The sequence below is a fragment of the Acidovorax sp. BoFeN1 genome (genome assembly GCF_003345135.1).
Classification (GTDB): domain Bacteria; phylum Pseudomonadota; class Gammaproteobacteria; order Burkholderiales; family Burkholderiaceae_C; genus Acidovorax; species Acidovorax defluvii.
Map to the genome: position 1 here is coordinate 30900 of NZ_QOZT01000009.1, position 14379 is coordinate 45278.

Below are 14379 nucleotides of genomic sequence, written 5' to 3' on the forward strand. Positions count from 1 at the left end.
CTCCAAGGACGTTGTCGTTCAAAAAAGAACTGGCCGATCGGGCAACTCGTTTCCGTCGCCCGCGTCGCGCGGAAAGTGCTGCATCAACAGATGGCTGACGGCGGTGATGCCTTCCATGGAACCGGCCTCGAAGCGCCCCTGCGCGAACTGGGCTTCCATGCGCTGGCACACACCTGACCACATGTCGGCACCGCAACAGGCGTGGATGCCGCGATCGGCCACGATCTCCACCGCCCGATCGGCCAGCAGCACGTAGATGAGCACGCCGCTGTTATGCGCCGTGTCCCATACGCCCATACGGGCGAACAGGTCCAGCGCTCGCTCGCGCGGCGACTGGTCTCGCCACAGCGGCGATCCATCCAGCGCGCCCTCGACCACGAAGCGCAACTGGCCGCCATGCTGGGACTCTCCCGCACGGATGGCTTGCTCGATGGCGTCCAGAGTGCGCGGCGGGAAGGCGCGGCGTACCGCGCGGCCGGTGGTGGCAAGGTGGCGAAGAAGTCGTTGAATGTTCATCTCACCACCGTCCTGAGGCGCCACCGCCACCAAAGCCACCGCCACCGCCGCGGAATCCTCCTCCGCCGCCGCCGAATCCGCCACCAGGCCACCCACCACCCCGATGGTGCCCATGCATGCCGCCGTGGCCGCCCATGCCGATGCCTAGCAGCGTGACGAAGAACCCCGCCAATCCGGCCATCGCGGCTACCGCGAGCGTGCCCACCACCAGCCACGCCGCAGCACCCAATACCCCGGCTGTGACCACGGCGCCAGGGACCCGGCCGAGCGCGTTGCGCAGCAATCCGCCCAGCATCAAAGCCACGATGAACAGGAAGGGCCAGGCCTGGCCGATGTCGTTGGTCCGGCCTTGCCGCCGTGGATCCGCCGCAGGCAGGGCTTCGCCGTCGACGACGCGCATGATCTGTTCGGCGCCTGCCGCGATGCCACCGTCGAAATCGCCCTGGCGAAAGCGCGGCGTGATTACTTCGTCGATGATGCGCCGCACCACCAAGTCGCTCAGCGCGCCCTCGATGCCGTAGCCAACCTCGATGCGCACGGCACGATCTTCCTTGGCAACCAGCAGCAGTGCGCCATCGTCCACCTTGCGGCGGCCGAGCTTCCACTGTTCGACCACCCGCATGGCGTACTGCTCGACCGGTTCTGGCCGCGTAGAGCCGACCATCAGCACCGCGATCTGCACGCCCTTGCGTTCCTCGAAGGCACGAAGCTGCGCATCCAGCGAGGCGATCCGATCGGCGGCGAGCGTCCCCGTGAGGTCGGTGACACGCGCCTGCAGCGGCGGAATAGCTACCAGTTCCTGCGCGGACGCGACCACCAGGAACAGGCTCAGCAACAGCCAGGCCAACATGCGGGCCAGGCGCAGGTGGGCGGCCGGGTACGGCACCGCTGTTCTCAGCGTGCTCATGTCAGGGGCGCGCCGCCGGTGCCGAGGCGCCGAAGTCGACCTGGGGCGGCGTGGCCATCGCCTTCTCGTCGGCGACGGAGAAGTTCGGCTTGACGTCGTAGCTGAACACCTTGGCCGTGATGTTGGTCGGGAAGCTGCGCGTGAGGACGTTGTAGTCCTGCACCACCTTCACATAGCGCCCGCGGGCCACGGTGATGCGGTTCTCGGTGCCTTCAAGCTGCGCGCGCAGTTCCTGGAAGGCCTGGTTGGCTTTGAGCTGCGGGTAGTTCTCGCTCACGACCAGCAGCCTGCTCAGCGCGCCGGACAGCTCGCCCTGCACCGCCTGGAACTTCTGGAACGCCTCGGGGTTGTTGACGAGTTCCGGAGTAGCCTGAATCGAGGTGGCCTTGGCGCGCGCTTCGACGACCCGGGTCAGCGTCTCTTGTTCGAAGTTGGTCTCTCCTTTCACCGTCGCGACGATGTTCGGTATCAGATCTGCGCGTCGCTGGTACTGGTTCAGCACCTCGGACCAGGCAGACTTGGTCTGTTCGTCCAACCGCTGGAAGTCGTTGTAGCCGCATCCGCTCAGCGACAGGGCAAGCGCTGCGAGCAGGGTCGTCAGGATAAGTCTCATGGTTCGGTCTCCGTGGAGGTGGGTGAAGTGGAGGAAGGTGAAGCTGTCAGCAGGGCCGGGTTCGCTGGCCACCACTGCCGGGGAATCAGCAAGAATGCGAGGGTGGCCACGAGCGGGATGGAGAGCCATGCGAAGCTGCTCTGCATGACGGTGCCGAACAGCCAGCCGGCGACTGCCGATCCAAGCGTCTGCCCGAAGCCGGCTGCTGCCGCTAGGCCGCCCATCGCGGTTCCGAGCCGCCGACGTGCGGAGCCTGCGGCGAGGTAGGCAACGGTCGGCAGCACGATACCGGTGCCCGCCGCTGTGAAACTGACGCCAACGTACATCCAGGTCTCGCTGCCATGGCGAGCCAGCACCGCGAGTCCCGCGATACCCAGGACCATGCCGGCAGCCAACATGCGACGGGGATCAGCGCGCTCAAGCAAGCCGGTGAAAAACAGGACCGCGTTGACGCCCAACATCACCAGGCTGCATGCGGCGAACATCCACGACACCTCGCGCGACGTGAGTTCGGGATGACGCTGGCCCTGCAGCACGATGCCGAGTTCAAAGCCGGCGAGCACGAACATGACCACGCCATTGAGCAGCCAGAGCGTGAAGGACCGGCTCTCGGGCGGGCCGTCGTCATCGCTCGGGCCCGCATCCAGAGTGCTGGACGGCGCGGGAAGCGTGGCGGCCAGGCCCAGCATCATCAACGCACCCAGCGCGGCCGAGAGTCCGATCACGAGCTTGGTCGATGACCCCTGCACGAGGGCGGCGAAGACGCCCAAGCCGGCAAGGCGATCCGCGACGGCGTTGAGGCCGGGTCCGAACAGGAACCCGAGCAGCGACATCGCGCCCAACCATGCGAAGCGCTTGGCGCGTATCGCCTGCGGCGTGTACTGCGCGACGAGCGCCGGCACCACGGGCACGACTGCGGCGACAAAGAAGCCCGCAGCGCCGCGCAGCGCATAGATGCCGACCACGCCCACAGATTCGGGGCGCAGCAGCGGAAGCAGGCTCGCCACATAGCCGACCAGCCCGACCAACAGCACGCGGGCGCGTCCCAGCCTGTCCGCCAGCACGCCCCACAGTGGCGCCCCCACAAGTATCCCGGCCGTGTAGATGCCGCTGAGGTAGCCGACATGGCGCGCGAGCACCGCTGGGTCGGCGTCACCCATCAGAGGGCGCAGCCAGTCGGGAATCAAGGGCATCAACGCGCCGTACCCGGCCGAGACAACGAACACGGCCGCCGCTAGCCAGCCCAGCTGAACGACGCCCAGATCGTCCTGACGGGCCAGCCTGGCTTTGGACGGCGGCGATCTCATCGGGCGGCTCTCGACCATGGTGGCTCGCAGCACGGGCTCACGCGACCGCTTGAGCGGAGGTGCGCGACGTGACGCGCTTGATGCCCGGTAAGCGCGTGCGTTTGAGCATTAGTGCATTGATGGCCACTATCGCAGAACTGCCGGACATCGACAACGCGGCAACCTCCGGCGACAGCGTGAAGGGGTACAACACCCCAGCCGCAAGCGGGAAGGCGACCACGTTGTAGCCCACGGCCCACCATAGGTTCTGGTGCATCTTGCGCAGCGTTGCGCGAGAGAGCTCGATGGCCCCGACGACGTCGTACGGGTCGCTTTTCATCAACACCACCTGGGCGCTTTCCATGGCGACATCCGTCCCGGCGCCGATCGCAAAACCGACGTCGGCCTGGGTCAGCGCTGGAGCGTCGTTGATGCCGTCGCCGACCATGCCCACCTTGTGGCCCTGCTGCTGCAACTCCTTGATCTTGGATGCCTTCTGGCCGGGCAGCACGTCCGCAAGGACGATGTCGATGCCCAGTTCCTTGCCGATGCGCTCGGCGGTCGCCTGGTTGTCGCCGGTCAGCATCGCGACCTTCACGCCCCGCGCCTGCAGCTTGGAGATCGTCTCGCGCGAGGTCGGCCGGACGGCGTCCGCGATTGCGATGAGGCCGATCAGCCGGCCGCCGCGCGCGACATAGACCACCGTGCGCCCGCCGCCTTGCAGCCGCGTTGCCTCGCTGGCGAGGACGGTCAGGTCTACCTGCTCCGACTGCATCAGCAGCCGGTTCCCGAGCAGCACCCTCTCGCCCCCGATGGTGGCCCGTGCACCTTGCCCATCGATGTTGGTGAAGTTCTCGGTGACCTCCGTCGGCATGTCCCCCGCACGCTTGAGCACTGCGAGTGCAAGGGGGTGCTCGGAGAACTTCTCCACCGCGGCGGCCGTCGCCAGAAGCCGCGCCTCTTCGACACCGGGCGCGGCCACGATCTCGACGACATCGGGCTGCCCGAGTGTCAAGGTGCCGGTTTTGTCGAACACCACCACTGTCAGCTTGGTAGCGTTCTCCAGCGCGGCCGCGTTCTTGAAGAGGATGCCGTTCATCGCACCCAGGCCGGTCCCGACCATGATGGCCATCGGCGTGGCCAGGCCCAGCGCATCAGGGCATGCGATCACGAATACCGTGATGGTCAAGGTGAGTGCGAATAGCAGCGTCTGGCCCATCACCCAGTACCAGACGCTGAAGGTCAACAAGCCAATCACGATCGCCGCCAGCACCAGCCACTGCGACGCCTGGTCGGCCAGCAGCTGGCCGGGTGCCTTCGAGTTCTGGGCCTCCTGGACCAGCTTGACGATCTGGGCCAATGCCGTGTCCGCACCGACCTTCGTGGCCTTGTAGCGGAAGCTCCCGCTCTTGTTGATGCTGGCGCCAACGACGGTGCTGCCTACCACCTTCTTGACCGGCATCGACTCGCCGGTCAGCATCGACTCGTCGACCTGCGAGGCTCCTTCGACGATCTCGCCATCCACCGGGATCTTGTCGCCGGGCTTGATCACCACCAGTTCACCGGCCACGACCTCGGCGGTTGGCACCTTGGTCTCGACACCGTTGCGCACGACGGTGGCCATCGGTGGCGCGAGATCCATCAGCGCGCGAATCGCGTCGGACGCACCCGCGCGGGCGCGCATCTCTAACCAGTGGCCCAGCAGGATGAAAACCAGCAGCACTGACGCCGCTTCATAGAACACCTCACCCTCGTAGAAGAAGGTCGCTCCGACGCTGAACAGGTATCCCACGCCCACCGACAGCACGACCAGCGTGGCCATGTTGGCGACACCGTTGCGCAAAGCGCGCCACGCAGCGATGCAGAAAGGCCAGCCGGGATAGAGGATCGCCGCGCTCGCGAAGATGAAAAGAAAGAGCTTGTTGTCCAGCCCGAACGGTGTCTGGAAGTCGCCGAACATCTTCCCCATCGGCGAATAGAGAAACACCGGAATCGAAAAGATCAGGGACACGAAGAACCGATTGCGCATGTCCCGGGCCATGTCCTGCATCGACCCAGACCCGTGCCCCATGTCGTGCATCATGTCGTCCATGACGGGCTCGCCTGCGTGGCCCTGGTGCCCGGCATGGGAGGCCGGCGAGGCGGCCATCGTCGCAGTCGCTCCGACTGCATGGGCATGCCCCGAATGCACCGCGTGATCCTCCTGCTTCGCAGACACGGCGTGATCGGCGTGTCCGTCATGGCGCTGGCCCGCCGTACTGCCCGTGGCGGGATCGCACACATGCTTAGGCGTCTGCTCGCCACTGCAGTGATAGCCGCACTCCACGATCCGGCGGCGCAGATCCTCGACACTGAGCTGCCGTTCGTCGAGATGGACCGTTGCGCTTCCCGCAACGTAGTTGACATCCGCGTGATGGACGCCGGGAAGCTGCAGCAACTTGCGACGTACTCCCTCCGCGCTCAGGCTCGATATGAGCCCTCCGACTTCAACGTTGATTGACTTCATAGATGGTTCATCCTGTTGGTTCTGTTCGATGTATCAACGTGCGAGTCGGCCGGAATCCAGGCAGTCCTGCGAGAACTCGAAGACGATCTCCCGGTCGGGTGCGATGAGCTTGTGCTTCTTGCCCGCGTAGTGGAGCCGCGAGAGGACGTCCCTGATCAGGTTGAGCCTGGCGACTCGCTTGTTGTCGGCGAGCACGACGGACCAGGGAGCGGCAGCGGTGTGCGTGCGTATGAACATCTCGTCGCGCGCACGCGTGTAGCCGTCCCAGTGCTTCAGCGCCACGGCGTCGACCGGACTTGATTTCCATTGCTTGAGCGGGTCACGGCGGCGTTCACTGAGCCGGCGGGTCTGCTCTTTCTTCCCGATGTCGAGGTAATACTTCAGCAGCTTGATGCCGGAGTTGACCAGCATCTCCTCGAACTTCGGCACGGAGTTCATGAACTCCTCGTGCTGCTCAGCCGTGCAGAAACCCATCACCGGCTCCACGCCGGCGCGGTTGTACCAGCTGCGGTTGAACACAACGAGTTCTTCGCCGACCGGTAGGTGCGGCACGTAGCGCTGGAAGTACCAACTGGTGCGGTCCCGATCGGAGGGTTTGCTGAGCGCGACGACCCGGGTTTCCCGCGGACTCAGGTGTTCGACGAGCCGCTTGATGCTGCCATCCTTGCCCGCACTGTCCCGTCCCTCCAAGAGGATGAGGATCCGGTCGCTGCACTTGATGAAATGGCGCTGCAGCTTCACGAGTTCTATCTGCAGCATGTGCAACTGCGCCTCATAGTCCTCGCGGCCGATCGAGCGTTCCGTTGCCTCGTCGCGCGACGGGTTGTGCGCGACATCGGTCACGTCCGCATGAGCCTTTTTCGTCGCGCCTGTCGCGGCCTTCTTGTTCTTTGCCATGGGGTTCTCCGTTACGCCTGCTCGTTCCAGGCAGCATTGATCCGCGAGTGCTCCGGCATGCCCTCGAAGCTCGGCGCCACTAGAGCCGAAGTCCCAGGGGCGCTCGAACCCGCAGGATGATGGGCCTGATGGTCGTCTTGCGCGAATGAAAACAAACTGACGAGGGCGGCGCCGAAGACGACCGCGATGGAGCGCACGAATGTCATTTCTTTCTCCTTTAGCCGCTGGCTTTTGTCGTCTGGTCGAGCCAAGTGGCGCTTCCAGAAGACAAATCCCATATGAGAACTCCGTAGCCGGGTACAGAGTCAAGGCGTACGAGACGCGTGCGGGACATAGCCGGCACAGCGCTCACAGGAGGGGCTATAACGCGAGACGTGCAAACAGCAGCCAAGCAGGCGGCTGTGGGTGAGCCCGCTGGGGGCTCCTCAATAGGATGGCTCGCAGAGCCAGCGCCGGGGCCGGTTCCCAGGCAGTATAGGAAGGGGGCGGAAGCCCAATAAGGTCGAACGCAAAGGTCGGCGTCTTCTGAATTGCCGACTGGTTGACCTCTCCGCAAAGTTTCAGGCAAGGTGCCTTCGACGGGTCCTGGCTCCCCTCTTCATGCTTTTCGTGGGCGCCCTCATGACCCCCATGGGAGTGGCCATTGCCGTGTTCATACCCTGACGCATAGTGGTGCGGCTCCGGGGACTCCAACAGGCAGGCATTCGCCATCCCGGCCGCAAGCGCAAGAAACCATACCCCCAGCACCATCCACGCGATGGCACGAATCCTACGAGGGTTGAGATGTGTGCGCATGTGCGGCCTATATACCCAATGACACCAATCCTATGCTTAGGCAAGCTGCGAGATCTTGATCTTAATCAAATGGAGGCAGGGGTCAACTACGCGGTACAGCGTTATCCTGCCATGGCTATGAAGAAAACGGTAGATCCCTCGATGAACGAAGGCCCGGGCGATTGGATGACGGTCGGCAGACTGGCCAAAGTCGCTGGCGTCGGCGTAGAGACGATTCGCTACTACCAGGGTCGCGGGCTTTTGCCGGTCCCGAAGGCCGCAGGCAGTTTCCGGCGTTACCACGCTTCAATGGTTCAGCGGATCGGCTTCATCAAGCGGGCGCAGAGCTTGGGCTTCTCGTTGGACGAGGTGGGATCGCTGCTGGACCTTGAGGACGGACGGAATCGCCGGGCCATCCAGACGGTGACGCAGCGACGCCTTGAGCAGATTGATGAGAAGGTCGGGGATCTGGAGCGCATGCGAGGTGCACTGCGTGACATGCTCGCGCGGTGCGAGGAGACAGGGCAGGCGTCTCCCTGCCCCATCATCGCTGCACTTGTTGGCCCGCCTGCGGACCCACAACCACCTATCAATCGATTGCGATAGCTCGCTGGAGCGACATCGCTGGATGGGTGCGCGAAAGCCAGGGGCTGCCCAATGGCACCCGGACTGCTGTCGTGATAGGCGCGTAGCCGTGGGGTAGATCCTCCGTCCTCCGCGTTTGCCCCCCGCAGATCCACCAACTTGCGCTCCAGTTCGCGCCGCTCCCTGATAAAAATGTCATCGGGCTGTCTAGATTCTGTTGGGGTGCGCTCTCTACGATCAACACATCTCCTCAACGACCAAGCAAGGCATGAGAGATGCAAGTTTTATTCACCATCGCTAGGAGCTTCAACCATGATCAAACAACGTCTTTCCCTTTCTTCCATGATTGCCGCCGCGGCCGCAGTGGTTACCTTGGGCCTTCCAGGGATGGCTTCGGCAGCGTACGAGCATCCCGCCAACAACGAAAAGGGCTTCATCGTTCACCCGGAACACTTCAAGAGCGAGAAGACGCGAGAGCAAGTCATCGCCGAAACTAAGGCTGCTATGCAGCAAGGACGACTTTCTTACGGCCAAAGCAACTTCCCGCTTCGCACACCTGATGCGGCAGGTCCAGGCAAGACGCGTGAGCAAGTAATCAACGAATTGCGGAGCGAGTCCCCTGAAGAACGCGACGCGCGTCTGCGTCTCTACTACCGGGGTTGATTGCCAGTTGGGGTTGCAGCGGGTTTCCGGGGAGGCCGAGGAATCTAAACAGGCGGCGTGGCAACTGCGGAAAAAACCTTCGACGTTGGCACAGAAACCCCGGGATCTGTCAAAAACAGAAAAAAGCGTGCCCTTGCGCTTCGCGTACCGCTGTTGGCGCAGTCAGCCGGCAGCCCTGTGCCTCGCTGATTCATACGTTCGGTTTTCCTATCCAAGGAGTTCATCATGAAATACTTGCTCATCGCTCTCGTTGGCGCCACGACCCTTGGCTTCAGTCTCTCGGCCAGTGCCGCTCCAGACCAAGAAAAGGTCTGCCCTCCCAAGAAACTCGTATTGCAGCTCGACCATGGCCCGCGCGCACAGACGACGCCATACCTGAACCAATTGCGCAAGGCGCGTTATGAGGCCGAAGTCAAGGCCTGCAAAGATGGCGCAAAAGCCGCCAAAGAAACCTGTGCCCCGTAACTTTTGAGATGGGATTGGTCGCTGCGTGCATCTGGTGGGAGTTGGTCCTCGCCCATGCGACGTGACCATCTGCATGGTGCCAGGCCAGAAGCCACGCATCATCGTCTGACCATTCTTGCAGCAACCCAAATGATTCACTTCGTTGGGCGGCCCACCCTCCTCCCGGCTCCTATGATCAGGCGCCGTTGGGCTCCAGGTCTATGGAGAACAGCAGCTCCTGCATCCGTCGGCGCTCCTCAGGAGTAGGCCATGCGGCATCTCCTGGCGCAGCCTCCAATTTGAACCGCCCCTCTCGGTCGAAGCGGACAAACCCATAGGTCTCGTTGACCACAGCACCCGGCACCCCATCGGCCCGAAGCCGTACATACCAGTCCGCCAGGCGCAGAATTTGATCCGCCAACATCGGTGCCAAGGCCTGCCCCCTGGCAAGCGCCACATACAGCACATGCGGCAAGGCGTGCACTTCACCCGCCTCGTCGAGCAGGAACACATAGGACGCGTGTTCACCATCCGAGTCGCACATTCCGCGGCCGGAGCCATCCACGGTGGTGTAGACGGGGGCAAAGCCACTGCCCGGCTGGCGGAAGTTCGTGGTTTGTCCCTGATACACGCGTGCAGCAACCCACTGAACGTCGCCCGCATAAGCGTAGGCGCGCAAATCGAATTTCATGGGCTGTTGTCCCTCCTCATTCGCAATGACGCGCTCGCCCGGAGGCACGAAAGCCTGTGCCACATAGGCTCCTGTCATGATCTCCTGCCAGACCCGGCGCGTGAGCTTGTCACCCCGGTACGCGGCGCGGCTGCCGAAGCCCGCTGCGGGTTTGAAGAACAGGCTACGACGAGTCGCCCACAGCCGGTCACCATGTGCCTCATCGACCACTTCGGTGCGCGGCACGTTCGCCAGCAGCACCTGCCTGTCGTCGTCAGCAACGCCCAGCGCCCGCAGCGCACCATCGTTACTGAACAAGGCCAGTCGCCGCTTGTCGGCGTATAGCGCGTGCGCCCTCGGATGAGGCGTGAGAACCACTGCCTGTTCCAGCCAAGCCTGCCGCAGCACGGCGTTGGCAGGCAGATCCAGATAGAAATCTGTGACACGGTTGTAAACCACGTCGATGGCGAGTTCGCCGTGCCAGAGCCTGCCGTGACGGCACGCCAGCTCGGAGGGATCGACAATGATGGCCTGCAGTCCATGGCGCTCAAACAGCTGCCGGAACAGCAGGAACTCTGGATACAGGTATTGCTGCTGCGGCGCTTCGTCCACGATAGCGATCGAGACCAACGGCCGTGAGTGACCGGCCAGCCGCCACTCACGGCGGAACATGTCCACCAGCCGCTGCTCGAACGTTGCGACGGCGCCGCGGCTTGGCACCATTGCCTGCACAGCCTGACAGCAGCTGCGCTGAGCACGGGCCAGCACCGCATTCAGCATCGCACCACCAGCGTTTGTGTTGATTTCGATCAAACCGAGACGGTCTTGGTCCAGATGGAAGTCATAGCCGAAGAACACGCCCTGGGAGCCACCGGTGCCGGCCCGCGCAATGGCGGGGGCATCCGCCAAGACCTGCTCCCGGTAGGCCGGGAGTGCCACCACTGCCTCGATGGCTTGCACGACGCGGGCCATTCGTTCGAGAGGAGGCCGCGCCACGAAGACAGGCTGCGCAGCAAAAAGGTAGGGGCATCGGTCGCGCACTAGCTGCGACAAGCTCGGAGAGCCCAACTCGGCATCGAGCGCAGCCGCCAGCGCCGCAGGATCCAGGCTCAGACAGAAGCAGTCGCGGTTGAGCTTCTCAAAGGAGGTCAACTCGCAGTTTGGTGTGTTGTGCATTGAGAGAGGAGTCAGAGCAGTTGGTGAAACAAGTAGAGCGCCTCCTTTTAGAGCCTGTCCCACGCCCCGCGTCGGCGCCAGGGGGCAGCGTGATTTTCTCTGCCCATTGCACGTATTTCTGGTGCACATCAAGGAAGCGCTCATGGCTCATGCATCAAGCCCCAGAGTGGGTCGGATGGGTTGTGAATCCGTTCCCGAAGCGCGCTGTCTTCGAAGTTCAAACTGTTTGACCAGTGCGTAAAGCGCCGGAATCACAGCCAGCGTGAGCACGGTCGAAGAAATCATGCCACCGACCATCGGCGCGGCAATGCGACTCATCACTTCCGAGCCGGTGCCGGTCCCCCACATGATGGGCAGCAGGCCCGCCATGATGGCAACGACCGTCATCATTTTGGGACGAACACGCTCTACGGCGCCCTCCATGACTGCCTCGTAAAGGTCACCAACTCCTGGCTCTTTCCCTTCAGAGCGGCGTTTTTCCTTGATCTCTTCCCAGGCGTGGTCCAGGTAGATCAGCATGACGACCCCGGTTTCAGCGGCCACACCAGCCAGGGCAATGAAGCCCACAGCAACTGCGACAGAGAGGTTGTAGCCAAGCCACCACATCAGCCAGACGCCGCCAACCAACGCGAACGGCACCGACAGCATGACGATCAAAGTCTCCGTCAGTCGCCTGAAGTTCAGGTACAGCAGCAGGAAAATGAGCAACAGCGTTACTGGCACAACGAATTTCATTTTCTCGATGGCACGCTCCATAGACTCAAACTGACCGCTCCATGTGGCGTAGTAGCCGGGCGGGAACTTGACCTGGTCATTCACTGCTTTGCGCGCCTCGGCGACGTAGCCACCGATGTCACGCTCACGGATGTCCACAAAAATGTAGGCAGATAGCAACGCATTTTCGGTACGGATGCCAGGGGCGCCCTTGGCCACCTCCACGCGGGCAACCTGGCCCAGCGGAATCATGGCTCCATCCATGGTCGGCACCAGCACTTCGCGGGCGATCTGCTGCGGGTCAGACCGCAATTCGCGTGGGTAGCGAACCGTAACGCCAAAACGCTCTCGCCCTTCCACCGTGGTGGTCACCATGTCACCGCCGAGCGCCGTACCAATGACCTCCTGGAGATCACCCACCGCCAGACCGTAGCGTGCCAGTTGGGCGCGGTCGGGCTCGATGTTCAGGTAGAAGCCGCCTGTGATCCGCTCCGCGAATGCCGAGGTGGTGCCGGGCACAGATTTCACTACGGTCTCGATCTCCCGCGCCAGGCGTTCCATTTCGTTCAAGTCCTTGCCGAAGACTTTGATACCAATGGGTGTGCGGATACCGGTGGACAGCATGTCGATGCGCGCCTTGATGGGCATGGTCCAGGCATTGGAGACGCCAGGAAACTGCAGCGCCTTGTCCATCTCGGCGATCAATTTGTCGATGGTCATGCCAGATCGCCACGCTGACTCCGGCTTGAGGTTGATGACCGTCTCGAACATCTCGGTCGGTGCTGGGTCGGTGGCCGTGTTGGCCCGTCCTGCCTTACCGTAGACCGATTCAACCTCTGGAAAACTCTTGATGATCTTGTTTTGCGTCTGAAGCAACTCGGCGGCCTTGGTGATCGACATGCCCGGCAGCGAAGCAGGCATGTAGAGCAAAGTGCCTTCATTGAGCGTCGGCATGAACTCGGACCCCAGCTTGCTGGCCGGATAGAACGACACCCCAAGCACGACCAGGGCAATGGCAATGGTCACCTTCTTCCAGCGCATCACTCCAGCGATGATGGGTCGGTAGACCCAGATCAGGAACCGGTTCACCGGGTTACGGGACTCCGGCATGATGCGTCCGCGAATGAAAATCATCATGAGCACCGGCACCAGCGTCACCGACAACAGCGCCGCTCCTGCCATAGAAAACGTCTTGGTGAACGCCAGCGGTGAGAACATGCGCCCCTCCTGTGATTCGAGCGTGAACACGGGCAGAAACGACACGGTGATGATCAGTAGCGAGAAGAACAGTGCCGGGCCAACCTCCTTGCACGCGGCGATCATGGCCTCGACCCGCTGCTTGCTGTTGTGCTCGGGTGGGAGCCGCTCCAGGTGTTTATGGGCGTTCTCGATCATGACGATGGCCGCATCCACCATGGCACCGATCGCAATGGCGATACCACCCAGACTCATCAGGTTGGAATTCATGCCCAGCAAGCGCATCGCGATGAATGAGATCAGCACCCCTACGGGTAACATCAAGATAGCCACGAGGGCTGAACGGACGTGCATGAGAAAGACCATGCAGACCAAGGCAACGATCAGGCTCTCCTCAATCAGCGTTCGCTTGAGCGTATCGATGGCCCGATGAATCAGGTCAGATCGGTCGTAAACAGCCTGGATGCTGACGCCCTGCGGCAGCCCTGCCGAAACTTCGGTAATTTTCTCCTTCAGGTTATGGATGACTTCCAGGGCGTTTTGGCCATAGCGGGCCATGGCGATGCCCGAGACCACCTCCCCCTCCCCGTTGAGTTCGGTCAGGCCGCGCCGTTCATCGGGAGCGAGTTCAACGCGAGCGATGTCTCGAATCAATACTGGTGTTCCTTTTTCGGCCTTGACGACCAGGTTCTCAATGTCCGCCGCGCCGCGCAGATAGCCCTTTCCGCGCACCATGTACTCTGTCTCGGCCATCTCCACCACACGGCCGCCGACGTCACGATTGGAGTCGCGCACGACCTGTGACACCTTGGCCAAAGGAATGCCGTAGGCCCGCAGCTTCACCGGGTCGACGGTGATCTGGTAGGTCTGGACAAAGCCACCGATGGATGCCACCTCAGCGACGCCATGCGCCTTGGTCAGCTGGTAGCGCAGGTACCAATCCTGCAAAGTTCTCAACTCGGCCAGCGTCCGGTCCTTGGCGATCAAAGCGTACTGGTAGACCCAACCCACACCGGTGGCATCAGGGCCAATTTGCGGCGTGACCCCCTTGGGCATTCGACTGGATGCGAAATTGAGGTATTCCAGCACGCGCGAACGCGCCCAATAGATGTCTGTGTCATCCTCAAAGATGATGTAGACGAAGGACGCTCCAAAGAAGGAAAAGCCGCGCACCACCTTGGACTTGGGTACCGACAGCATGGCGGTGGTCAAGGGATAGGTGACCTGATCCTCAACCACCTGGGGCGCTTGTCCAGGGTATTCGGTGTAGACGATGACCTGCACGTCGGACAAGTCCGGCAGCGCGTCCAGAGGCGTTCGCAACACAGCGAACACCCCTGCGACAATGACAAACAGCGTGGCAAGCAGCACCAGGAAGCTGTTTCTTCCTGACCAGTCAATGATCTTCGCGAGCATGTTGTTCCCTGAAGA

General features: G+C 62.5%; 12 protein-coding genes. 3 read left to right on the forward strand and 9 right to left on the reverse strand.

Annotation, left to right across the window (positions count from 1 at the left end; all coding sequences use genetic code 11):
• Positions 1-18 precede the first annotated feature (18 nt).
• From DTW89_RS03720 to DTW89_RS03750, 7 genes are read right to left on the reverse strand one after another with little or no spacing between them, the layout of a single operon-like run.
• A complete protein-coding gene (locus DTW89_RS03720) occupies positions 19-516 on the reverse strand; it encodes a TPM domain-containing protein (RefSeq protein WP_024815532.1) in 498 nt (165 codons plus the stop codon).
• 1 nt (position 517) lies between these two features.
• The gene (locus DTW89_RS03725; protein ID WP_114654951.1) at positions 518-1423 is read right to left on the reverse strand and encodes a TPM domain-containing protein; all 906 of its coding nucleotides are present in this window, start codon (positions 1421-1423) and stop codon (positions 518-520) included.
• A 1-nt stretch (position 1424) separates the two neighbouring features.
• Entirely contained in the window at positions 1425-2036 is a 612-nt protein-coding gene (locus DTW89_RS03730) for a LemA family protein (protein ID WP_005795319.1), read from the reverse strand.
• Positions 2033-3361: an MFS transporter gene (locus DTW89_RS03735; RefSeq protein ID WP_035241126.1), complete on the reverse strand. Its 1329-nt coding sequence runs from the start codon at positions 3359-3361 to the stop codon at positions 2033-2035. The genes DTW89_RS03730 and DTW89_RS03735 overlap by 4 nt, the downstream gene beginning before the upstream one ends.
• Before the next feature lie 19 nt (positions 3362-3380).
• Complete coding sequence (locus tag DTW89_RS03740) at positions 3381-5828, reverse strand: heavy metal translocating P-type ATPase (RefSeq protein WP_087748514.1); 2448 nt, start codon at positions 5826-5828, stop codon at positions 3381-3383.
• 33 nt (positions 5829-5861) lie between these two features.
• Positions 5862-6725, reverse strand: coding sequence for a polyphosphate kinase 2 (gene ppk2, locus DTW89_RS03745; protein WP_087748513.1), 864 nt, complete (start codon positions 6723-6725; stop codon positions 5862-5864).
• Positions 6726-6736: 11 nt separating this feature from the next.
• Positions 6737-6931: a hypothetical protein gene (locus DTW89_RS03750; RefSeq protein ID WP_005795311.1), complete on the reverse strand. Its 195-nt coding sequence runs from the start codon at positions 6929-6931 to the stop codon at positions 6737-6739.
• Between the two features lie 700 nt (positions 6932-7631).
• On the opposite strand from DTW89_RS03750, the gene DTW89_RS03760 reads away from it, so the two are divergent.
• The 3 genes from DTW89_RS03760 (at position 7632) to DTW89_RS03770 (ending at position 9212) form a co-directional block, all read left to right on the forward strand.
• Entirely contained in the window at positions 7632-8105 is a 474-nt protein-coding gene (locus DTW89_RS03760; protein WP_232476752.1) for a MerR family transcriptional regulator, read from the forward strand.
• A 291-nt stretch (positions 8106-8396) separates the two neighbouring features.
• A complete protein-coding gene (locus tag DTW89_RS03765; protein WP_114654952.1) occupies positions 8397-8747 on the forward strand; it encodes a DUF4148 domain-containing protein in 351 nt (116 codons plus the stop codon).
• A 225-nt stretch (positions 8748-8972) separates the two neighbouring features.
• Positions 8973-9212 (forward strand): hypothetical protein, encoded by a 240-nt coding sequence (locus DTW89_RS03770; RefSeq protein WP_005795304.1) that lies wholly within the window; start codon positions 8973-8975, stop codon positions 9210-9212.
• A 175-nt stretch (positions 9213-9387) separates the two neighbouring features.
• Here DTW89_RS03770 and DTW89_RS03775 read toward each other — a convergent pair whose 3' ends face one another.
• Positions 9388-11013 (reverse strand): hypothetical protein, encoded by a 1626-nt coding sequence (locus DTW89_RS03775; RefSeq protein WP_236637020.1) that lies wholly within the window; start codon positions 11011-11013, stop codon positions 9388-9390.
• A 171-nt stretch (positions 11014-11184) separates the two neighbouring features.
• Positions 11185-14364, reverse strand: a complete 3180-nt coding sequence (locus tag DTW89_RS03780) for an efflux RND transporter permease subunit (RefSeq protein ID WP_114654953.1) — start codon at positions 14362-14364, stop codon at positions 11185-11187.
• Between the last annotated feature and the right edge of the window lie 15 nt (positions 14365-14379).